Below are 21762 nucleotides of genomic sequence, written 5' to 3'. Positions count from 1 at the left end.
CCCAGCCATGTGCCGGGGGCGACCGTCACCGGCCGGTCGCTCCGGACGGAGAGTGTTCGGGTGTCGTCGCGCACCACTTGCGCGGATCGACGGGAAACATCCGCGCCAGGGTGACCTTCGTGGTGCGTTGGTCCCGTCTCGGCGAGGCATCAGTCTCCTGGCGCCGGTGACCTTCGAGCCGCGCGGCGGTGTCGCAAGAGGTCCGTTGCTCCTACTAATGAGGACCGCCCGTCACAGGATCACGCCGGGGTCACGCAGGCAGAGTCGTAAGGCGAACACGGAACGGCCCGCGATACGGACGAGGAGGGTCGAGATGCCCCGCGACCGGTCATCCGCGACAACGCGAATGAGCTGCGACCTGCTCCTCAGCCTGGTCACGGACAACGGCGAGCGGTTGCCGCTGACCGGCCACCTGAGCTTTGACCCCGCTGACCCCATGGCAATAACACTCGTCATCCGGGAGGCAGGCGGCAAGATGGTTCGATGGACGTTCGCGCGTGACGTGCTCGCGGTAGGAGGCCCCCGACCGGCCGGCGTGGGCGACGTGCGGGTCCAGCCGGCCCGCGGTGACCAACGGGCGATGGCGCTAACGCTGACGAGCACGGACGGCGAAGCGAACCTGGAACTCCCATCGCGGCGGGTCGCTACTTTCCTGCGCCAGACCTACATCGCCGTTCCGCGCGAGATGGAGGCCCAGCTGATCGACTGGGTCGCCGAGTTCGGACCGATGCTGGGGCGTGGAGATGACCGAACGGGAGGTTCGACGGACATCTGACACGCCCCGCGACAGACAGGAATGCCACGCAAACGTGCCGCCGGAGAAAAGCAGTGGCCGGTGCTTGGCGAATCGGCCTCGCGCACCTCGCGGTCCGGCTCTCAGGTCCTCACCGCCTGGTACCGGCGTTTATCAGCGGGCCGAAGGCTCCTGCCCAAAGTGCTTGGACGCGACGACCGCGGCCTGGGTGCGGCTGGTCAGTTTGAGCTTTTCCAGAATACTCGACACGTAGTTCTTGACTGTCTTCTCGGACAGGTGGACACGCGTTCCGATCTGGCGGTTGGTGAGGCCTTCGGCGACGAGTTTCAGGATTTCGCGTTCGCGTGGGGTGAGTTCCGCGAGGACCGGGTCCTCCTTCGGTCCTTCGCGCAGCCGGTCGAGCACCCGTTGGGTGACCGACGGCGACAGCAGCGACTTGCCGGACGCCACCGTCCGGATCGCCCCCACCAGGTCGGTGCCGCGGATCTCCTTGAGCACGTAGCCGGCGGCACCGGCCATGATGGCGGAGAAGAGCGCCTCATCATCGTCGAACGAGGTCAGGATCAGGCATGCGACGCCTGGATACTGCGACCGGATCTCGCGGCAGACGTCGATGCCGCTGCCGTCGGGCAGCCGTCCGTCGAGGATCGCCACGGTGGGCGTCAGGGCAGGTATACGTCGCAGCGCTTCCGCCGCCAGCCCGGCCTCGCCCACCACCTCGATGTCGTCGTGACGTTCGAGGGTTCGCCGCAGACCATTCCGGACGATTTCGTGATCGTCGAGGATGAACACCCTGATCTTCTCCACGCCGGGAACGATACGCGGGGCCAGCTGCGCCGATATCCGCCGGTTGGAGTGGCGACTTCGGGACCTTCGGCACATGGAGCGTGTGCTGGACGATCGCCGCGGCCAGCACGTCGGTGGGTTTCCGTGACCGTGAAAGGTCCCGCCGTAACCCCGCGTGGGACGGCCGACCTAGATCGGAGCCGTCCAGCGCAGCTGGGTGCCGCCCCCGGCGGGGACCGCCAGCGTGAACTTCCCGCCGAGTGACTCGGCTCGTTCTCGCAGGTTGGCCAGTCCGCTGCTGCGGGCCGCGTCCCCGATTCCCACGCCATTGTCCTCGGCGTCGACGACGACCTCGTCGTCCTCCAGGCGGACGCTGATCCGCATCGCCGTGGCGCGCGAGTGGCGGGCCGCGTTGGACACCGCCTCCCGCACCACCGCGAGCAGGTGGGCGGCCAGCGTGTCACCGACCACCATGTTGAGAGGGCCGGAGCAGGTCACGATCGGAGCGAAACCGAGCCCGGCTTCGGCATCGGCGGCGATCTTCTCGATCGCGGCACGCAGGTTCCCGTGTCCGGGCTGAGCGCTTCCCCGCAGTTCGAAGATCGACCTTCTGATGTCCTTGATGGTCGCGTCGATGTCCTCGACGTAGCCGTTCAGGCGGTCGGCGTTCGCGGTCCTCTCGTACTGCGCCACGTCTTGGATACCCAACGCGACGGCGAACATCCGCTGGATCACGTGGTCATGGAGGTCACGGGCGATCCGGCCGCGATCCGCGAGCACGACCAGCCGTTCCCGCTCGGCCTTGGCACGGGCGAGTTCGAGCGCGACCGCCACGTGTCCAGCGAAGCTCGACGCCATGTCGAGGTCGCCGGCCGTGAACGCCCGACGTCCACGGTCGCGTCCCAGGAGCAGAACGCGGTGCTCTCCGTCAGCGCTGGCGGCTAGCGGCAGAGCGACGATGGACCCGACGTCAGGTCCTCGCTCCAGGTCGCAGGCGTCCGAGCCGGCGTCGCCGGTGAGGATGGGGCGCTGTTCGGTGAACACACGCCCGGCCAGGCTGGCGTCGAGAGGGACCGAGTTTCCGGTGGTGTCCGCTCCGACCGCGACCTCCACGGACGCCACCGCGGGATCAGCGCTGCGGGCGAGCATAGCCGCATAGTCGGCGTGCGCGGTGGCTCGCGCCCGCTCGACAACCAGGGTGATCGGATCGACCGGGTCCGCCATGAGTTCGTGGGTCACCTCGGCCGATGCGCTCATCCACCGATGCCGCTGCTGGGCGTCGTCGAACAACCGAGCGTTGTCGATCGCGACTCCGGCGGTGGCCGCCAAGGCCAGCGCGAGTTCCTCGTCCTCGGCGGTGAACGCTCGCCCGTCGCGTTTCTCGGTCAGGTACAGATTGCCGAAGACCTCGCCCCGCACGGTGATGGGCACGCCGAGGAACGTGTGCATCGGCGGATGACCGGGCGGGAAGCCAACGGCGCTCGGATCCTGAGATATGTCGTCCACACGGAGGGGACACGGGTCGTCGATCAGGACGCCCAGCACGCCGTGGCCTGTCGGTAGGTGGCCGATGCGTTCCACGTCCGCCGGGTCCATGCCGACGTGGACGAACTCCTCGAGGGTCCGATCCGGCGCCACCACCCCCAGTGCCCCATATCGCGCGTCGAGGAGGTCGCAGGCCGCCTCGACCACCAGTCGTAGCAACGTCGGTAGGCGCAGGTCGGCTGTGACCATCCGGTTGGCGCGCAACAGGCCGCGCAGCCGGCCCTGGGTCGCCAGGACGTCCTGGGCGCGGTCGACCAGCTGAGTCAGCAGCTCGTCGAGTTCGAGGCGAGCGACAGTCGGAAACATCAAGTCGTCACTGTCGGAAGGCGGCACTGGTCGCCGCGCTTCGGACGGGTCGGGCCGGACGTCCGCCTGGGTGAACGCGTCCACGCCCGGAGCGTAGCCAACCCGGGTCCGGCGGACCGCACATATCTTGTATACCCAGGCATGCTTCCGCCTTATCCGACGCGGCTGGTGCCGCGAGGCGCCCCGTGTGCCATCAGGCACCGAGGGAAGTCACTGCTCGACGCGCGGCGGCGGCCGGCGCGGACGCGAGGTACCACCGGCGGCCGGCGCGACGGCGGTCGAGCGATCAGTGGTGGACGAGGTGGCGGATCCGGGCGTCCGGGCCCGGGTAGAAGAACGTCACCTTGCCGGTGTCCGCCCAGCGCACCCGGAACGGAGGGTCGCCGGCGGGCGAGTGCACCTCAAGGATCTCCCCGTCCCGGTCCGGTTCGCCGGCCGCGTGTCGACCAGTGACGACCTGGTCGCCGACCCTGGCCTGCCCGCGCCCCTGTTCGTCCCGCCCGGCTGTCACCGGCAGCGTGACGACGCCGGTCGTCATCACGGCATCGATCCGGCCGTCGTGCGGTACCCGCCGGGCAACGGCGCGTAGCGCCAGGTCTCGGTCGGTGCCGGAGCGCGGCACCGCCTCCGCCCGCGTCAGGCCGTCGCCCTCGGTCAGGAAGACGTCCACCGTCCAGGTCTTTTCCCGGATCATCAGGCTCACCGCCTTTCGCCTACGGGTAGAGCCTCCCCCCATCGATCGAGCGGCGACAGGGCCTCCGGTAGGCCGTGGCCGTGCCGACCGGACCGCCGGCCGATGGCCCAGTCGGCACGGGCGCGCCGGAGGTCCGGCCCTTCCGGACGTGATCCGTTGGCCGGGACGGCGATCTCCCGCTCAGGGCCGCCGCGGCCGGCCGGCGGCCCCCGCATAGGCGGCGACGGCGGCGGGCAGGGTTGGGAAGATCAGGTCCGCGCCGATCCGGCCGGCCACGCCGTGCGCGACCAGGTCGTCGCGCAGCTCCTGCTTGACCCGGGCGAGCGCGACGACGATGCCCCGGCCGGCGAGTTCGGTACGCAGGTCCTCCAGTGCGTCCAGGCCGGTGATGTCGACCTCGGTGTTCGCCTCCATGTTGAGGACGAACCACTCGACCGGGCCTCGTCGCGCCATCGCGTCGACGGCGGCGAGCGCGCGGCGGTGGAAGTTCCGCGCGTTGGCGAAGAAGATCGGCGAGTCGTAGCGGTAGATGACGAGGCCCGCGATGAGCTCGGCGTCCGGGTAGTCGTCGATGTCGTGCATGCCCTCGACGCCGGGCACCTGGGCGAGGATCGCGTCATGCGGGCGGGCAACCCGCGCCAGCAGGTCGGCGAGCGACAGGGCGACGGCGATCAGGATGCCGTAGAGGATGTCGAACGCGAGCACGCCCGCGAGCGCGGCCAGCGCGAGCAGCAGCTCACTGCGCCGGAACCGGGCCAGCCGCCGGAAGCCCGCCACGTCCACCAGCTGGACCGCGGCATAGATCACGATCGCGCCGAGCACGGCCGTCGGGAAGGCGGCCAGCGCCGGGCGCAGAAACAGCAGCACCCCCAGCACGACTCCGACGGCGACCAGCGAGTGCAGCTGGCTGCGGCTGCCGGCGGCGGCGCCGAGAGCGGTGCGACTGCCGCTGCTGCTCACCGGGAAGCCCGACAGGAGCCCGGTGCCGAGGTTGGCCGCGCCTAGCGCGAACAGTTCCCCGTTGGCGTCGATCTCGCCGTGGCCGGCACGGCTGGCGAACGCCCGGGCGGTCAGCACGTTGTCGGTGTAGCCGACGAACAGCACCCCGAGCGCCGGGATCACCAGACTGGCCAGGTCCTCCATCGCCGGCGGCGTCGGCCGGGGCAGCCCGCCGGGGACGCCACCGACGACCGCGATGCCGTGCGCGTCCAGGTCGAACACCGCGACGGCCGCGGTAGCCAGCACGACGGCGACCAACGGCCCTGGCACGCCGGGCCGGCGCCACTTGAGCAGGAACAGGAACGCCAACGCGGTCACGGAGAGCGCGACGGTACCCACCTCGGCTGCCCCGATGTGGCGCGCGAACGACGCGAGTTCCCCGTACAGATGCTGGCCGGACACGGGAACGCCGGTCGTCTTACCGAGCTGACTGACAATCATGACAACGGCGACGCCAGCCAGGTAGCCGACCAGGATCGGCTGGGAGAGCAGGTCGGCGACGAACCCCAGCCGCACCACCCGGGCCGCGAGCGCCATCAGCCCGACCACGACCGCGAGCGCGGCGGCGAGCGCCGCGTACCGCCCCGGGTCCCCGGCGGCCAGCGGCCCGACGGCGGCGGCCGTCATCAGCGCCGTCGTCGACTCCGGGCCGACGGACAACTGACGTGACGACCCGAACACCGCATAGATCGCCAGTGCCGCCAGCGCCGCCCACAGGCCCGCCACCGGAGTCAGGCCCGCGATCCCCGCGTACGCCATCACCTGCGGAACCAGGTAGGCCGCCACCGTCACCCCGGCGAGCACGTCGCCGCGCAGCCAGTCGCGCCGATACCCGCGCACCCATCCGAGCACCGGCACCCACCCGAGCGCCCGCGGCGCCCTTCCCACCCGCGCCACCACGCCCCTCATCCACCGTGGCGGTGACCCCGCCGCCATCCGCCGCGTCGGCCTGTCCGGGCGCGGCAAACGACCATTCTCGCCCCAGGCGGCACCGGCACGTCCGGCTCGTCCACCCCGGCGCCGGCGGGAACCGATCACCTCACGGACCGCGCCCGCCGCCGGCGACAGCGGCCAGCCGCGGCGGTGACGGCGGCGTCCGCCCACTGACGGCGAGCGCCGACGCGCGGCCGCGCGGGTACCACAGGTCCCGTGGACTCGGGACGTCCGTACCGCGACCCGGCCCACCCGACGGCGCACAGTCGACAGTGCCGGTACCCGGTGGTTGGCACGCCCGGACGGCCTTGGCTCGCCGGGACCGCGCGGCGAGGATCACGAATGTCGGACGGTCGAGGTGGGCCATCCCGTCGGACCGGTCGCTGGGTGGCAGGGTCGGTGCCGGCGGTCGACGCGTCCGGGTGATCCCCGGGCGGTCATGTGATGATGCCGCTGGCGAGGGCTGGTCTCGGTCCGGGTTGACGGTGTGGTTCGGTTGGCGGCGACGGGACGAGGGGACGACCATGGTCACACGCGGCGCGACATTCTCGGTCGAGCAGGTGTACGCGGCGGTCGAGGCCGCGGGTCTGGCACCGTCGATCCATAACTCCCAGCCCTGGAGGTGGCGGTTCCGCGACGAGACTCTGGAACTGTTCGCCGACCTGTCCCGGGCCGTACCGGTCATCGACCCCGACCACCGTCAGCTGCTGGTCAGCTGCGGCGCGGCCCTGTTCAACGGCTGGCTGTCGCTGCGCGCCGCCGGCCTGGACGTCGAGGTCGGCGAGTTCCCCGACGGCCCCGACCTCACCACCGCGCGGCTGGGAACCCTCACGATCATCGGCCACCGGCCACCCACCGCCGACGAGACCCGCCTCGCCGAGGCCATCACCCACCGGCACACCGACCGCCGCCCGTTCACCCCGGCGACGCTGTCCACCGACGAGGTGCGCGCGCTGCGCCGGGCCGCCGAGACAGAAGGCTGCTGGATCGCGTCCCTGACCAGCCAGGACGCCCGCCTCGAGCTCGCGGTACTGCTGGCCAGAGCCGACTGGATCGAACGCAACGACCCCGACTACCAGGCCGAACTCGCCTCCTGGGTCCGCGGCGACCCCGAGGCCCCCGACGGCATCCCCCGCCCGGCCGCGCTGTCCAGCGCCGAGCTGAGGCCTACCGAGTTCCCGGCCCGCGACTTCACCGGCGGCACCGGCGGCGAGCCGGCCAGCGCCGACGAGGCCGGGGAGCGGATGCGTGCCGCCCCGGTCGAGCATCCCAGCGTGCTCGTCCTCGGCACCGACGCCGACGGCCCCGCGTACCGGCTACGCGCCGGCCGGGCACTCAGCCGCGTACTGCTGACCGCTACGACACAGGGCCTGGCGACCTCTCCGCTTGGCCAGGCCCTCGACATCGAGGCCACCCGCTCACTGGTCCACTCGCTGACCGGCGGCACCGGCCTCACCCAGATGATCATTCGGGTTGGCCACCCCGACACGTCCGTCCCTCCTCTGGAACCGACCCGACGCCGGCCTGTCTCGGACGTGCTCGAACACCTCGCCGGCGCCTGAGGGGACAGCGCGGATAGAGACAGCCCCTCCCGATGGGACCCCGGTGCGGGTGGGACCTGGTGAGGAGGCACTCGATCCAGGTGCGGCGTCGGCGATCGCCGAGTTAGCGAAGTCGCCGCAGGGTGGGGTCGGTGGCGTCGGGTGCCGGCGCGACGCGGATCTTGACGTCGACGGCGACCGCTCCGCTCGGGGTGACGATGAGGGGGTTGATGTCCATCTCGCGGATCTCGGGAATGGCGTCGGCGAGGCGGGCGACGCGCAGCAGGACCTCCTCCACGGCCGCCTGGTCGCCGGCCGCGGCCCCGCGGAAGCCGCCGAGGACCTGGCGTGCCCCACGGGGCTCCCGGACCAGCTCGGCGGCGTCGACGTCCGTCAGCGGGAGGAGCCGGTAGGCCCGGTCGGCGAGCAGGTCCGTGAGGACACCGCCGAGGCCGAAGGCGACAAGCGGTCCGAACGCGGGGTCCTGCACGACGCCGACCAGGGTCTCGATCCCGGCCTCCGCGGTCGGCGACACGAGCCCGCCGCCCATCTCGTCGCCGAGCAGCTCGGCCATCGTGGCGTAGGCCGCGGCGGCGGCCGCCGGCGTGGCGAGGCCGAGCGCGACACCGCCCCGGTCACTCTTGTGCACCAGATCCGGGTTGCCGGCCTTGAGGACCACCGGCCCGCCGAGCCGAGCGGCCGCGGCGGCCGCGGCGTCGGCCGCGGCCACCCGGGTCACCGGCACGATCGGGATGCCGTAGGCGGCGACGAGATCGACCGCGCGTTCGGCCGGTAGCCAGCAGCCGTCCGGGGCCTTCGTGAGGGCGTCGTCGACGATGGCCCGCGCCCGGTCGCGGTCCAGCCCGGTCAGGTTCGGCACGGTCCCGACGCGTCGGGCCAGCCAGGTGGCGTGACCGGCGGCACGGGCGAAGGCGCGGACCGCGTCCTCCGGCACGCTGTACGCGCAGACGGCCCGGTCGGTCGGTTCGAGCGTCGTCACGCGCGGAACCTGACCCAGCAGGACGGCCAGCACGGGCTTGCCGGTGTGCCCGGCGGCCGCCCGGATGGCGGCGGGCAGGTCGTCCGGCCCGGTCAGCGGGGTCGGCGCCACGACGGCCAGCAGACCGTCGACGCCCGGGTCCGCGAGCACGGCGCGCAGGGCCTTCTCGAACGCCGGGCCGGACACGGAGGCGATGGTGTCGACCGGACCGGCGACGGCGGCTCCGGGCGGCAGGATGGCGCGCAGGTCGTCCTGGGTGACGGGGGTGAGCTCGGCGACGGTCAGCCCGGCCGCGTCGGCGGCGTCCGCGGCGAGCACGCAGGGCCCGCCGGCGTTGCCGACGATCGCGAGCCGGCCGCCGGCGGGCAGAGGCTGGTGCGCGAGCAGCGACACGGTGTCCAGGAGCTCCCCCAGCCCGTCGACCGCGATCACGCCGGCCTGCCGGAACAGCGCGTCCACATGTGTCCGCGAGGTCACCGCGGCGGCGGTGTGTGACCGCGCCGCCCGCGAGCCGGCTCCCGAGCCGCCGCCCTTCACCGCCACGACCGGCTTGGCGCGAGACACCCGCCGGGCGATCCGGGAGAACTTGCGCGGGTTCCCGAAGGACTCCAGGTACAGGGCGACGACGTCGGTGCCCGGGTCCTGCTCGGCCCACAGCAACAGGTCGTTGCCGGAGACGTCCGCCTTGTTGCCGGTCGAGACGAACGTCGACAGCCCCAGGCCAAGCGCGCTCGCCTGCTCGAGCAGGGCGATACCCAGGCCACCTGACTGTGAGACCACGCCGATCCGGCCCGCGCGGGGCGGCGCTACCGCGAACGTCGCGTTCAGGGCCACCCCTGCCGCCGTGTTGACGATCCCCATGCAGTTCGGCCCGACGATCCGCATCCCGGCCGACCGGGCCCGCGCCACCAGCTCCGCCTCACGGGCCCGTCCCCTGGCGCCGGCCTCGGCGAATCCCGCCGTGAGCACCACGATGGCGCGTACGCCGGCGCGCGCGCAGTCGTCGACGACCTCGCCAGCCGCCGCCGCGGGGACCGCCACCACGGCGAGATCGACCGGACCAGGCAGGTCCCCGACGGTCGGTGAGGCCGCGACGCCGGCCACCTCGCTCGCGTGCGGGTTCACCACATGGACCGGACCGGGGAAGCCGCCGGCCACGATGTTGCGCACGACCTCGTGACCGACGGTGCGGGGCCGCCGCGACGCGCCGACCACGGCCACCGAACGGGGCCGCAGCAACGCCCGCAGGCTGCGCACGTCGGCTTCGCTCTCCCGGCTGTCCTGGGCGGCGAGCAGGCTCTCGGTCGGGGTCACCGGGAACGTCACGTCGACGACCTCGGCGTCACGGCGCCGGCGCACCGGGAACCCCGCGTCCGCGAAGACCCCGAGCATCGCCGTGTTCTGCGCGTGGACCTGAGCGACGAAGGTCGTCACCCCGCGGTCACGGGCGTAGGCGGCGAGATGCTCCAGCAGCAGGGAGCCGACTCCCCGGCCGTGCTGCGCTTCCTCCACGGCGAAGGCGATCTCCGCCTGGGCCGGGTCCGCCAGCCGCTCGTAGCCGGCGACGCCGACGAGCCGGCCGCCGACCTCGGCGACCAGGGCGCCGTGCGTCGGGTCGGCGGTGTCGACGAGATGGTCGACATACCGGTCGGCGGCCGAGCGGCCGGAGGTGAAGAACCGAAAGTAGTTGCTGCGATCCGACATCCGGGCGTGCAGCGCCCGCAACTGGGCGCCCTCACCGGCCCGGACCGGACGCAGGTGCGCGATCGCGCCGTCGCGCAGGACCACGTCGCATGCGGACCACATTCTCGATCTCCCCTCATGGGCCGCCGTACCGCGGGTAGTCATGCGGCTTCGGCCGGCTGTCCCCTCGACCGGCGGCGCCGTGGACCGTTCTGTGATCGTCCGGTCTTCGTGATGTCGAGCGTCCTTCATGCGCGTGCCGGCGGGCAGGGTGCTGGCGACCCAGGCCAGGAGGGACCTCCGACAGGTCCCTGCCCGGGCGTCTGGCAGGTGACCTCCCCGGGCACACGCGCTCGTCCGGCCAACTGCTCGGGATCCCCAACCGCCGACATCAACGAGGCCTGCCTGGCCAACCAACTCCCGACGGCCGCGACGGCTGGTGGGCAGGCCCGCGGCGCCGCGGCACCCCACGGCCCGCGGCTCTGACCGCGCGATCGAGGCCGGAGGGCACGGGGAGCCGGCCCGCGTCAGCTCACCGCGGCTGGCTCCCTTGCCACCGGCCAGGCCCAAGTAGCGCACGAACAGTGCCTTGAGCCCGACGACCCACGATCCGTCGGGCTCAAGGCGATCTCACCGTCCCGCGCCGCCGCGCGCACCGGTGGTTTTCCCCGGTGCCGCCGCGCCCGTCGCCTGCCTCGCGGCGAGGTTGGCCCCCCACTGACGGGCCTGGTCACGCTCGCCGTCGCGTAGCGGACCCCGTCCCCCCGCGACGTAGAAGCTGCGGCGGTCGACGGCCCGCGCGCCGCGCCGACGCAGCAGGCGCGCCGCCTTCGCCGCGGCGGAGCCGGACAGCGGCGAGCGCAGTTTGGTGTCGAAGACCGCCACGGCCGGCGCCGGCCGTCCCAGGTCCAGGCTGGTCAGCCACTCCCGGATTCCGACACCCGTCGAGATGACGCCGTTCGCGGCGGGATCACCCTTGGCGGTGTCGGCCAGCTGGCGAGCCGCGTCCTGGCGGCTGCTCGGCCGGCTCATGCTGAAGGCGTGGGTCGGGCCACCGACGACCAGCAGGCCGACGTCGCCGGCCAGGGCCGCCGGCGCGGCGCCGACCTCGACCAGCTCGGTGTCCATCCGCTCCGCGAGGCCGGCCGCGACCGCCTCGGCGACCTCCCTGGTGTTGCCGAACATCGACTCGAAGACAACCAGTGCGCGCATGGTGCTCGCTCCGTTCTCGCCGCGCCTTCAGCGGCGTGCCGGGGGCCTGTTCGTCGGCCCGGCGCCGCTCCCGGCCACCGGGCCCGAAGGGCCCATCTCTCATCCTTCTCCGGTGGGACGAGTCGGACAGGTCTCGCTCGCCCCCGCTGGCCCCGCTGTTGGACTCCTTGCGCCGGGACGAACCGACCGTGTGACAGTCCCGCGGGCCGGTACGGCATCCGACGCCCGTGCCCGTGACGACCTCCTGTTCCTCGAATTCCTCGCACCCGCGCGCTGTCGTCAGACGGCTCGCCGGGCGGGCAGGCCCGGCTCGTCAGTCGGCGACGCGGACGGCGACGGCGGGGAGGATCGCGGCCGCCCGGCGGGCCGGGCCCGCGCTGGCGAGCAGGGACGCGACGAGGGTCGCGCCGACGGTCGGGCCGATGGTCGCCCAGGCGATCGGGAACGCGACGTCGATGCCGCCGAAGGCCGGGCTGTTGGCGTACATCAGCCAGGAGGTGAGGAGGGACAGCCCGGTGCCCAGCACGATCCCCTCGACCGCGACGAACGCGCTCTCGCCGAGGAAGGCCGCCGTCACCGTCCGGGAGCGCACCCCGAGTGCCCGCAGGATGCCGATCGTGCGCCGTCGTTCCCGTACGGCGCGCACCATGACGACGCCCAGGCCGATGATGCCGACGAGCAGGCCGAGCGCGAGGTAGCCCTGCATGAGCCGGAAGAAGCTCACGTTGGCGGCGAAGTTGCGCCGGACGTCGCGCTCGATCCGGTTGGCGATCAGGCCGTTGGCCAGGAACCGGCCCTGCATCGTCGCGGCGAGCTGCTCGTCGCTCACGCCCGGGGCCGCGCGGATGAGCAGGCTGGTGTCCCGCGCGCCGTCGCCGTAGATCGACCGTACGGTGTCCGCGCCCGCGAACACGGGGTAGGCAGGTGGCTGCGCCGGGAACGAGTAATACGGCAACGCGTTCTTGACCTTCGCCGCGATGATCTTCTTCTCGGCTCGGCCGGTCGCCGGGTTGGTCAGGGTGATGGTGGCGCCCGGCTTGACCTGATCGGTGCCCGGGCCGGCGGTGGTGTTGAAGAACGGGTCGAGGACGACGTAGCGGCTGTCCGCGACGATCCCCCGCCACGCGGCGGTCTCGTCCGCGCCCAGGGACGGCAGCCACGTGTCGAGGGCGAGCGGGTGGCGGGTCGCGGCGGTCGCGGGCAGTCCGATCAGCACGACGGGCAGCGGAGTGTCCGACCGCCCGGTCGGGTCGTCCGAGGTGCCGCGACCGATCGTCAGCGGGGTCACTTCCGTGATCTGGGCGGCCAGGTCGCCCGAGCGCAGCGTCCGCTGTGGGTCGCTGATCGGCGTCGACGCGGCGACGTCGGCCCGGATGGCGTAGCCGGCGGACGCCTCGACGACGGCCCGGTCGGTTCCCGCTCCGATGATGGCACCCATCTCGGTAATGATCACAAGCGTGAAGATGATCAGCGAGTACATGAGCAGCGTCGCGCCGGTACGGAACTTCCGCGACGTCGGGTAGGTCACCGCGAGCCGGGCGGCCAGGCCCGCCTCGCCCGCCCGGGCGGTGAGCAGGCGCAGCGGGCGCAGGACGACGTCCTGGTTCACCGACAGCAGCACCACCGCCGCCCCGGTGACCATGACACCGAGGACGACGTAGGTCGCGGTCGAGCCGTTGTCGTACACCTCTGGGCGCGCGACGTTCGCGAGCAGCCCCCAGGCCAGCACCAGCGCCGACGCGGCGGTCGCCACGACCCGGGTGCCGGCGAGCCGCCGCGCCAGTGGCACGGCGAACAGCACGGCGAGCGCGGGGAACAGGTAGGTCGTCACGCCCTCGCTGCTGGCGACCGCCGGAACCGCGGCGGCGGTGCACAGCGCCGCGAGCAGCGTTGAGCCGATCAGCAGGGAACGGCGTGGCTTGCGGCCCGCCCCGTCGGGCAGGTCACGGATCGCGGCGATGATGTTGAGGCGGCTGACCCGCGCGCTGGTCGCGGCGATCGTGGCGAACGCGATCAGGAAACCGGCGGCGAAGCCGTTGAACAGGCTTGTCGGGGTGATGGCGAAGGACAGCTCCAGTGCGTTGCCGGTGTCCTGGAAGGCCGCGAAGATCTGCGCCGCGACGAGCACGACCGCCCAGCCGACCCCGATGCCGGCGGCCACGCCCAGCGCCGCGGCCACGATCCCGTAGACGCTGCCCTCCAGGAGGAAGGCGCTGACCAGTCGACGCCGGCGCATGCCCATCGCGCGCAGCATCCCCAGCTGGCCGCGCCGCTCGTCGGTGAGCATGACGAACACGTTCACCAGCAGCAGGACGCCGGCGATGATGCTGAAGCTGCCGATGAACAGGAACAGCGAGCCGAGTTGGGCGGCCACGTCCTCGGCGCTGGCAAGCGCGTCCTTCTTCGGTGTCGTCACCTGGGCGCCGGACGTCGTCAGCTCACCCAGCGCGGCACGGATCTTCTCTTCGACGGCGTCGGTGAGCGCGCTGCCCGACTCGACGCCGCCCCGGTTGGACACGAGTGTGATCGTCGAAGGCGTCGCGTCGGCATCGGCCCTGGCCGCCGCGGCCGCGAGCGTGCCCGGGGCGACGAACAGGTTGCGGTTGACGTTGGAGAAGCCCAGGGCGGCCAGGCCCTGTGCTGGCACCACCCGCTCGACGCGCAGCGTCGTCGGCCGGCCGTACAGGTAAGCGGTGACGGTGTCGCCCGGACTCAGGCCGAGGGAGTCAGCCAGGTCGGCATTGACGACGGCGGCGCCCGGCGGGGGGGTCGCGCCGGACAGGTGGCTGCCGTCCGGGCCCTCGGGCCCTCGCCCGCCAAAGGTGGCGGCGGCCGCGAAGTCGGCCTCGAAGACCAGTGCCTGCGGCTCGGCGATGCGCGCCACGCCCTCGCCCCTGCTGACCGCCGCCTTGTCCACGGCCACGGTGAGCAGCCCGTCGACGTCGGGATCGGCCCGCAGCGCGGCCAGGCGCCGCGCGGCTTCCTCGCCGCGCGCCAGGTCGTCGGAGTAGACCTCCTCGTCGACCGGGCCCAGCGTGCGGAACGCCGTGGTCCGCACCGAGTCGTCGATCGTGTCCCCGACCGCGAAGCTACCGACGATGATCGCCGTGCCGAGCAGCGAACCAGCGATGACCAGCACCGCCTCCAGCGGCCGGCGCGACACCTGGCGCAGCGCCAGCCTGCGCAGGAACGGGCGCACGGCCCCTACCGTGATCAGCGCGGCCACGGCCACGGCCAGCAGCACCAGCAGCGGGCGGGTCAGTTCCGGATACATGATCGCCTCATCCCCCGCCGCGCTCAGCCGGCCGACGTCAGCGCGTCCGGCGCCTCGGGCGCCGAAGGTGCCGGCGGCACAGCCGCCGCGGGGAAGGTGGACGGCGTCGAGGGCGCTGGCGCGCCGGCGGGCGTGCGGCGCTCGTCGCTGAGCAGCGCGCCGTCGCGCATGCGGATCAGCCGGCCGGCCGCGGCGCCGATCCCCGGGTCGTGGGTGACCAGGATGATCGTCTGGCCCTCGTCCCGGTTGAGGGTCCGCAGCAGGTCCATGACCTGCGCCGCCATCTCGCTGTCCAGGTTCCCGGTCGGCTCGTCGGCCCAGACGATCGCCGGACGGGCGACCAGCGCCCGCGCGATCGTCACCCGCTGCTGCTCGCCGCCGGACAGCTCGTTGGGCCGGTGCGCGCCGCGGGCTTCCAGCCCCACCCGCTCCAGCATGTCCGCGGCCCGCCGTCGCGCCTGCGCCGGCGCGACGCCGACGAGCAGCAGCGGGAGCTCCACGTTCTCGACCGCGGTGAACACCGGGATCAGGTTGAAGGCCTGGAAGACGAAGCCCATCGTGCGGGCGCGATGCTCGGTGCGCCTCGCGTCCGGCATCGCGAACAGGTCGACGCCACCGAGCGTCACCCGGCCCCCGTCGATGTCGTCCAGCCCGGACAGGCAGTTGAGCAGCGTCGTCTTCCCGGACCCCGACGGGCCCATGACCGCGACGAGCTCACCGGCGTCGACCTCGAGATCGAGGCCGCGCAGCGCCTCCACCTCGACGGCTCCGGTCCGGTAGATCTTGCGCACGCCTTCGGCCCGCAGCAGGGGTGTGGCGGCCGTTCCGCCCTTCTCGACCATGGTTTCAGCGAACCATCGACCCGGAACCGTCCCCATGTGCCTACGGTGTGCGCGCTTCAGGACCTTCAGCCCCATCATAAGGGCGTATCCGCGCTATCACCTCTCGCCTTCGCGGTCAGTCACGCATCCGCGGAACGCACATCCATCCGCCATCACCCACTTACCGACACGACCTCCTTGCCAGAAAGCGAAGGCCCCAATGTGGCGACCGGATCCTCGCTGGAACCCGACAACTCTCGCCGGAATCCTCCGACGTCGACGAGCGATGAGGGCAAGAAGGTGGAAAAGACGCCCTGAGTCGACCCCGACGGCTCTACTTCCGGCCTGGCCGTTCGGTAGCCGGTGAACCGCCCGGACCTGAGCACCAAGCCGTCCGACAGGCGGCTTTCCAGACGGGCATGCAAAAGGAGCCGGGGCGCGTCCAGTGACGCGCCCCGGCTCCTTGTTGTCAGGTCCGCGGGAGGGGTCGCGATACCTGGTTCCGGTCAGCGCACAGCCTGTCCCAGTGGTCGGCCGAGCGTTCAGACCAGGTAGGGGCGGCCGCGGACCAGCGCGGTGCGCGCCCAGACGCCGCCCAGGCCGAACGACCGGCCGGCGTTCAGCGCGGCCAGCAGGATCAGGGTAAGCGCGTAGACCAGATGGTCGTCCATGAACGGGTTGTTCTCGGGCGGCAGGACGACGGTCCACATCATGACGAGCAAAATCGCGCCGGCACCGGCGGCGACGCGCACCCCGACCCCCAGAAGCAGCGCGGTACCAATGGCCGCGAGACCGATCATGAACAGGTAGTCGGCCCAGACCGCGCCGGCGATGTCGTGGTAGAAGGACGTGAACGGCCCGACGGCGCCGTGCGACAGGAAGCCCTCGGTGGGGCTGCCGCCGTTGATCCAGGCAGCCTTCGACGCGGTCCCGTGGCCGAGGCCGAACAGCTTGTCGAGGAACGCCCACAGGAACACCCATCCGAGGCTGATCCTGGTCAGCGCGAGCACGATGTCCAGCGCGAGACCGCGGGCTCCTTCGCGCTGCCGGAACAGCGTCGAAAACGGCGACTGAACGACGACGCCGGGCCGCGTCCCAGCCTTGGCGGTGGTTGCCTTGGTGGTTGTCATGTGCTTTCGACCTCCCTGGTTGCCTGGCTCCTAGAGTCGTACGGCCGCGGCACGCGGATCAGGGGCTGCGCGGGTCACCTGGACAGTCGCTTCGGCCTGTCGGCACCTGCCGTCGGAGGTACCGATCGGCCCATGCGCCGCGGGACCGTCGGAGGAGATCGGGCAAGCTGTCGGCAGGGCGAGCCCTGGCCGAGCAGGCCGAACGTCACGCCGAACTCCAGTTGGGGACACCGACCCCGGCCCACCCTCATACGGCACGCCCGACGGCGGGAAGCCCGCCCGGTGTCGCCAGAGAACCGGGTCACCAGACGCTGGGAGACGCGCGGCCCGATGAGCCAACCAGCCGGACACGCGGTGAGGCGCCTCCCGCCGCGGCTCGCGCGGGAGGCGCCTCACAGGTGGGACTGACCGGTTGACCGACCGGCCGCGGCACGCCATCTCGGCGACCTCACCTCAGCCGTGGCCGATCGCCCTCGACTGGCATGGTTTCCGAAAGGCGACCGCCCGCCGACCTGGGCCGCTAGGCGGACGGGACGGCGGCGCCGGTCGCCGCCGCCGGTTCGTCCGCCGGGGCGCGGAGCCGGTCGGAGCGGACGACGGCGACGTCGCTGTCCGCGTGCAGCACGCACTGGTGGCTCACCGAGCCGAGCAGCAGCCGCGTGAAACCACCATGCCCCCGGCTGCCGACGACAAGGAGCTGAGCCTCGCGGGCCTCCCGCAGCAGGGCGCGCATCGCCGAGTCCGGCGAGACCACCGACTCGACGGTGAGGCGAGACGCGTCATCCAGGCCCAGCTTGACGGCCTGCGCGAGGACGTTCTCAGCCTGCCTGACCAGCGATCCCTGCGCCCCGACGAGCACCTCCGAGTACATCGGGTCAAGGCCACCCCAGGCATGGACCACCCGCAGCGGCACCGCGCGAACGGCCGCGGCATGCGCCGCCCAGCGCAGCGCCGCCAACGACAGGTCCGACCCGTCGACTCCGACGACGACCGGCCGGCGGTCGTCCGTCCGGGGCGTCTCGCCGTCCTTGGACGGGCGGACGACGACGACGGGCACCGGCGCATGGTGGACGACCCCCTGGCTGACCGAACCGGCGGTCATCCGGTGGATCGGCCCATGGCCACGCTCCCCGACGACGACCAAGTCGGCATCCGCGGCCGCGACCGTGAGAGCCGTGACCGGGTCAGCCTGGACGACGCCGCGCCGCAGCGTGACCGGGGCGGGCGGCTCACCGACCCGCCCGATCGCGCGCTCCAGCATCTCGGTGGCGGCCCTGGTCAGCCCGTCCCGATCACCCTGGGTCGCGGCCCGCAGCACGCCCGTCGGCAGCCCGTCAGCGGTCCAGGCCAACAGCGCGGTCACCGTCGGGGCGGCACCCCGGTCGGCGCCGCCCGTCGCGGCGGACCACAGCGCCGCCTCTCGAATCGCCCACTCCAGCGCGGCCTCCGAGCCTGGAGAGCCGTCGACTCCGACAAGAATGCGCACCGAGCTCGTCATGCCTCACGCTCCACGTCCAGTGCGGCACGTCGCCGTGCCGGCCAGGTCGACCCACCCGCTGATCGACGCCGATCCGGAATGATCAGCGCGGATGTCGAGCTGGCCGATGATCGACCTTGCTGACTGTTCCACCGGAGCGGATCGGCGAGATCGCGCCGACCGGCTGGCCGACGACGGCGCATGGACAGGCCCGCGGGGGCCGGATGGCACGGTGGTATGGCACGCCTCGGCGTGCCGCCCGCCCTTCGGCCAGGTCTCCTACCCCATTGGTCCCGCTCCCGCGTGACGACTCAGCCTGCCCATCCCAGGCGTCCGCCAAGAATGGACACGCAAGGCAAAGGTTCGTGGCGCCGAAGTCGCAGGTCAGCGACCCGGAATCGAATTCCGGCACGGTACAGGCGCAGGATGGTGCGGGCCGAGGTGGCTGACACCTGGACCTGCAGCTTGCGGCACTCCCCGACGATGCACGCATAGCCCACCGGGGGTTCTCCCGGGCCCGCCCGACTCCTCGCGATGGAAGGTTCGCTGGGCGTGACGGTCGGCATGAGGGTTCGAGGGCCGAGAGTGAACCGCCCCCGCGCCGACCCGGCACCCCCGGCGACGGCCTGCCGGACCCGCACAGGCAGGACGCGGAACCTGCGCCGCGAGCACCACGGGCTCGCAATCGCGGCGACCGGTTGAGCCAATCGCATGCCCCAAAGTTGCCGGTCGACTACGTTGGCGCCGTCTGCACCGGAAATCGGCGACGGGGTGATGGTGAATGTCATCGGACGGGCAGGCCGAGCCAACCCGGAAGGCTGCGGCGGAGCCGGCGGTCGGCATCGACTTCGGCACGACCAACGCGGCCGTCGGCATCTTCGAGCGCGGCCGGGTCCGGCTGGTGCCGAACGCCGAGGGAACACTCACCACGCCAAGTGTCGTCGCCTTCACCGCGGATGGCCCACCCCTCGTGGGCGCCGCCGCCCTGCGCCAGGCGGTCACCAACCCCGAGCACACGATCCGGTCCGTCAAGCTGCGGCTCGGCACGGACTGGTCGCACGAGCACGACGGCCGGCGCTACTCCGCCGAGGAGGTCGCCGCACTGGTGCTGAAGCGCCTGCACGCCGACGTCCGGGAGCACGTCGGCAGCGACATCGGCACGGCCGTCCTGACCGTTCCCGCCTATTTCAGCCATGTGCAGCGGCGCGCGCTGGAGGAAGCGGCGCGGATGGCCGACATCGAGGTCGCGAGGATCGTCAGCGAGCCCACCGCCACGGCCATCGCGCACGGCCTGCACCGCGCGCAGGAGGAGCGCAGCCTCGTCTTCGACCTCGGCGGCGGAACGTTCGACGTCTCGCTCGTCGAGATTGGCGCGGGCGTCTGCGAGGTGAAGGCGACCGCCGGGGACAACCACCTCGGCGGCGACAACTGGGACCAGGACGTCGTCGACTACTTCGTCGCCCTGCTCCGGGACGAGCACGGGCTGGACATCAGCCGGGACCCGACGGCGCTCGCGCGGCTGCGGGAGGCCGCCGAGACCGCGCGGATCGACCTCTCGGCGGCCACCGCGGCGCACGTCTACCTGCCCTGCCTCGCCCGCGTCGGCGACGGTTTCGCCCATGTGGACGTGATGCTGACCCGGGACGAACTGGAGACCATCACCCAGACCACCCTCGAGCGCTGCCGGGGGCCGTTCGAACGGGTGCTGCGCGACGGCGCGCTGCGGGCCAGCGAGATCGACCACGTGATCCTCGTGGGCGGCGCCGCCCGCATGCCGGCCGTGGGCGGCCTCGTCCAGAAGCTCTCGGGAAAGCCGCCGTTCCGCACCATCTCCGAAGGCGTCGTGACGGGGGCGGCGCTCCAGGCGGCCGGCCTGACAGGACAGGTCAAGAACCTGCGGCTGCGCGACGTCATCCCGGCGTCGGTGGGTGTCGAACAGGTCGGCGGCCTGTACCTGCCCGTGATCCAGCGGAACACGACGATTCCGACGCGGCGCAGCCAGCTGCTCACCACGGCCGTCGACAACCAGACCTCGGTCAGCGTGCTGGTCGTCGAATCCGAGGAGGACCGGGCCGGCCGGGACGACGCGATCGCCCTCGCCAAGCTGGACATCACCGGCCTGGCCCCGGCGCCGGCCTTCGCCCACCGGATCGACGTGGCCTTCGACGTCGATCCGGGTGGCACGCTGCGGGTGACCGCGACCGACCTGGGGACCGGGCGTTCCGAGTCCCGCGTCATCGACCGGGCGACCGCCCGCGCCGCCGCCCAGGCCCGCCGCCCCATCGCGGTCGACGGCGGCCCCGCGTTCGACAACCTGCCCATCGTCACGACGACGGTCGCCTACCCGCTGGGCATTGAGATCGCCGGGGGCCGGTTCCGCGAGGTCATCACCGCCCACAAGTCGGTGCCGGTCCGCGAGACGGTGCTCGTCACCAACGAGCTGGACTCGCAGGACGCCCTCACCGTCCACGTCGTGGAGGACGGCGGCTTCTTCGTCCCCGGAGGCACGTTCCGCGGGGTCGGTCGCTTCGAGCTGACCGGCCTCGCGGCGACCGGGGCGCGGACAGCCCGGGTCGAGATCGTCCTGGCCGTCGACCGCCGGCGCCAGCTCACCATTCACGCCCGCGACCTGGGCAACGGTCGCGAGCACACCGAGCGCGTCGATCTCGCGACCACGTTCCAGGAGCCGATCAGCCTCGGCCCGGCGGCCTCGGCCACCAACCTTCCAGTCGTCTTCTAGGCCGTGCATCACGTTGCGATCGCTTGATGATCGATTTCCGTTGGGTCCGGGTCCGGTCGAGCACTTGCGGCAATTGAATGTAGGAGTGGATGAGCTCCTGCTCCAATTCGATGACGTGCCGCATGCAGCTCGCGCGAGACTAGCCGACGGGTCGATCGAGGGTGACGACTCTCGCTTGCTTCTGAAAGTCAACGAAAAGGTAGACTGCGTGAACGCGAGACCGGATTCCTTCCGGTCTGACGGCGCCCTAGAAGCCGTAGCTGAGTGGAGAGAGCTACGGATGGCCGCTGGAGAGGTGGAGGCGACTCTTGAGAAATCCTGGAACCTGAATTCCAGAGATCAGGGATGAGCGAAAAGCGCGTGGGCCTCCAGATCCCCGATTCGGGCGATGACCTACACGTTTGGATGCCGGCGGGGCCCGTGCCGGGCAGACCGGCTGGGCCGAACCTCTCCCCCACTGCCACCCATAAAGGCAGTTGTACGCCACTACCCCTACCTCCCTGACGCGCCGCCGACCTGGTGGGCAGACATTCGACACCGACAACCGGCCGGCCCTGTGGTCGTGTCGCCAGGGACGGTACGGTCAACACGCCGGAAAACGCGACCGACTCGTCCCCTTCAGGGCCTGGTGAGGATGTTGTTGGCCAGCTCAGGGGCACAGTGCCGGTGACGACTTGGCCAGTCATTCTGCCTGTCCAGAAGCGAGCCTTGGGCCGAGTTGAAGGCAGAACCTCGTGTACGTGCCAAGATCAGCTATCGGTGTGAATCCCAGGCGCCCGAGAACGGCCACGCTGAGGAGTGAATTCCCTGGCCACGGTGGAGCTGGGACTGGGCGTGCGGCATCGCGCCAGGAGGCGGGTTCCTCTG

General features: G+C 72.0%; 14 protein-coding genes. 4 read left to right on the top strand and 10 right to left on the bottom strand.

Features of this window, described 5'->3' with window-relative positions; translation table 11 throughout:
• The first annotated feature begins 346 nt into the window (after positions 1-346).
• Positions 347-775: an SsgA family sporulation/cell division regulator gene (locus I6A81_RS25140; RefSeq protein WP_203005402.1), complete on the top strand. Its 429-nt coding sequence runs from the start codon at positions 347-349 to the stop codon at positions 773-775.
• A 132-nt stretch (positions 776-907) separates the two neighbouring features.
• Here the strand turns inward: I6A81_RS25140 and I6A81_RS25135 are convergent, their stop codons facing one another.
• The 4 genes from I6A81_RS25135 to sulP all read right to left on the bottom strand — a co-directional run bounded on the left by I6A81_RS25135 (position 908) and on the right by sulP (position 5993).
• Complete coding sequence (locus tag I6A81_RS25135) at positions 908-1561, bottom strand: response regulator (RefSeq protein ID WP_203005401.1); 654 nt, start codon at positions 1559-1561, stop codon at positions 908-910.
• A gap of 168 nt (positions 1562-1729) precedes the next feature.
• Positions 1730-3391 carry a sensor histidine kinase gene (locus I6A81_RS25130; RefSeq protein WP_203005406.1) on the bottom strand — a complete coding sequence of 554 codons (1662 nt, stop codon included), beginning with the start codon at positions 3389-3391 and terminating at the stop codon, positions 1730-1732.
• Positions 3392-3677: 286 nt separating this feature from the next.
• On the bottom strand, positions 3678-4085 hold the full coding sequence (locus I6A81_RS25125) for a DUF1918 domain-containing protein (protein ID WP_238429917.1): 408 nt from the start codon (positions 4083-4085) through the stop codon (positions 3678-3680).
• Between the two features lie 180 nt (positions 4086-4265).
• The gene (sulP, locus tag I6A81_RS25120) at positions 4266-5993 is read right to left on the bottom strand and encodes a sulfate permease (protein ID WP_238429911.1); all 1728 of its coding nucleotides are present in this window, start codon (positions 5991-5993) and stop codon (positions 4266-4268) included.
• A gap of 548 nt (positions 5994-6541) precedes the next feature.
• On the opposite strand from sulP, the gene I6A81_RS25115 reads away from it, so the two are divergent.
• On the top strand, positions 6542-7579 hold the full coding sequence (locus I6A81_RS25115) for an Acg family FMN-binding oxidoreductase (protein ID WP_203005398.1): 1038 nt from the start codon (positions 6542-6544) through the stop codon (positions 7577-7579).
• A gap of 103 nt (positions 7580-7682) precedes the next feature.
• Here I6A81_RS25115 and I6A81_RS25110 read toward each other — a convergent pair whose 3' ends face one another.
• From I6A81_RS25110 to I6A81_RS25085, 6 genes are all read right to left on the bottom strand, one after another.
• On the bottom strand, positions 7683-10364 hold the full coding sequence (locus tag I6A81_RS25110) for a bifunctional acetate--CoA ligase family protein/GNAT family N-acetyltransferase (protein ID WP_203005397.1): 2682 nt from the start codon (positions 10362-10364) through the stop codon (positions 7683-7685).
• Between the two features lie 507 nt (positions 10365-10871).
• Positions 10872-11453 (bottom strand): flavodoxin family protein, encoded by a 582-nt coding sequence (locus I6A81_RS25105; protein WP_203005396.1) that lies wholly within the window; start codon positions 11451-11453, stop codon positions 10872-10874.
• Positions 11454-11766: 313 nt separating this feature from the next.
• Positions 11767-14727 carry an ABC transporter permease gene (locus I6A81_RS25100; protein WP_203005395.1) on the bottom strand — a complete coding sequence of 987 codons (2961 nt, stop codon included), beginning with the start codon at positions 14725-14727 and terminating at the stop codon, positions 11767-11769.
• A 23-nt stretch (positions 14728-14750) separates the two neighbouring features.
• Positions 14751-15569 (bottom strand): ABC transporter ATP-binding protein, encoded by an 819-nt coding sequence (locus I6A81_RS25095; protein ID WP_238429909.1) that lies wholly within the window; start codon positions 15567-15569, stop codon positions 14751-14753.
• A 521-nt stretch (positions 15570-16090) separates the two neighbouring features.
• Entirely contained in the window at positions 16091-16678 is a 588-nt protein-coding gene (locus I6A81_RS25090) for a DoxX family membrane protein (RefSeq protein WP_203007729.1), read from the bottom strand.
• A 520-nt stretch (positions 16679-17198) separates the two neighbouring features.
• Entirely contained in the window at positions 17199-18176 is a 978-nt protein-coding gene (locus I6A81_RS25085; RefSeq protein ID WP_203007728.1) for a universal stress protein, read from the bottom strand.
• 760 nt (positions 18177-18936) lie between these two features.
• Between I6A81_RS25085 and I6A81_RS25080 the strand changes: the two genes are divergently transcribed.
• Entirely contained in the window at positions 18937-20895 is a 1959-nt protein-coding gene (locus tag I6A81_RS25080; protein WP_203007727.1) for an Hsp70 family protein, read from the top strand.
• A gap of 85 nt (positions 20896-20980) precedes the next feature.
• Positions 20981-21244 carry a hypothetical protein gene (locus tag I6A81_RS25075; RefSeq protein WP_203007726.1) on the top strand — a complete coding sequence of 88 codons (264 nt, stop codon included), beginning with the start codon at positions 20981-20983 and terminating at the stop codon, positions 21242-21244.
• Positions 21245-21762 lie beyond the last annotated feature (518 nt).

The organism is Frankia nepalensis (genome assembly GCF_016786325.1).
GTDB lineage: Bacteria > Actinomycetota > Actinomycetes > Frankiales > Frankiaceae > Pseudofrankia > Pseudofrankia nepalensis.
Note: the sequence above shows the minus strand (reverse complement) of the source record. Positions and strands in the feature narration are given on the sequence as shown.

Coding starts and splice junctions, on each gene's coding strand:
- I6A81_RS25100 (WP_203005395.1), bottom strand. CDS start 14,727: ATGTATCCGGAACTGACCCGCCCGCTGCTGGTGCTGCTGGCCGTGGCC.
- I6A81_RS25095 (WP_238429909.1), bottom strand. CDS start 15,569: ATGGTCGAGAAGGGCGGAACGGCCGCCACACCCCTGCTGCGGGCCGAA.
- I6A81_RS25085 (WP_203007728.1), bottom strand. CDS start 18,176: ATGACGAGCTCGGTGCGCATTCTTGTCGGAGTCGACGGCTCTCCAGGC.
- I6A81_RS25090 (WP_203007729.1), bottom strand. CDS start 16,678: ATGACAACCACCAAGGCAACCACCGCCAAGGCTGGGACGCGGCCCGGC.
- I6A81_RS25110 (WP_203005397.1), bottom strand. CDS start 10,364: ATGTGGTCCGCATGCGACGTGGTCCTGCGCGACGGCGCGATCGCGCAC.
- I6A81_RS25105 (WP_203005396.1), bottom strand. CDS start 11,453: ATGCGCGCACTGGTTGTCTTCGAGTCGATGTTCGGCAACACCAGGGAG.
- sulP (WP_238429911.1), bottom strand. CDS start 5,993: ATGAGGGGCGTGGTGGCGCGGGTGGGAAGGGCGCCGCGGGCGCTCGGG.
- I6A81_RS25115 (WP_203005398.1), top strand. CDS start 6,542: ATGGTCACACGCGGCGCGACATTCTCGGTCGAGCAGGTGTACGCGGCG.
- I6A81_RS25080 (WP_203007727.1), top strand. CDS start 18,937: ATGTCATCGGACGGGCAGGCCGAGCCAACCCGGAAGGCTGCGGCGGAG.
- I6A81_RS25125 (WP_238429917.1), bottom strand. CDS start 4,085: ATGATCCGGGAAAAGACCTGGACGGTGGACGTCTTCCTGACCGAGGGC.
- I6A81_RS25140 (WP_203005402.1), top strand. CDS start 347: ATGAGCTGCGACCTGCTCCTCAGCCTGGTCACGGACAACGGCGAGCGG.
- I6A81_RS25130 (WP_203005406.1), bottom strand. CDS start 3,391: ATGTTTCCGACTGTCGCTCGCCTCGAACTCGACGAGCTGCTGACTCAG.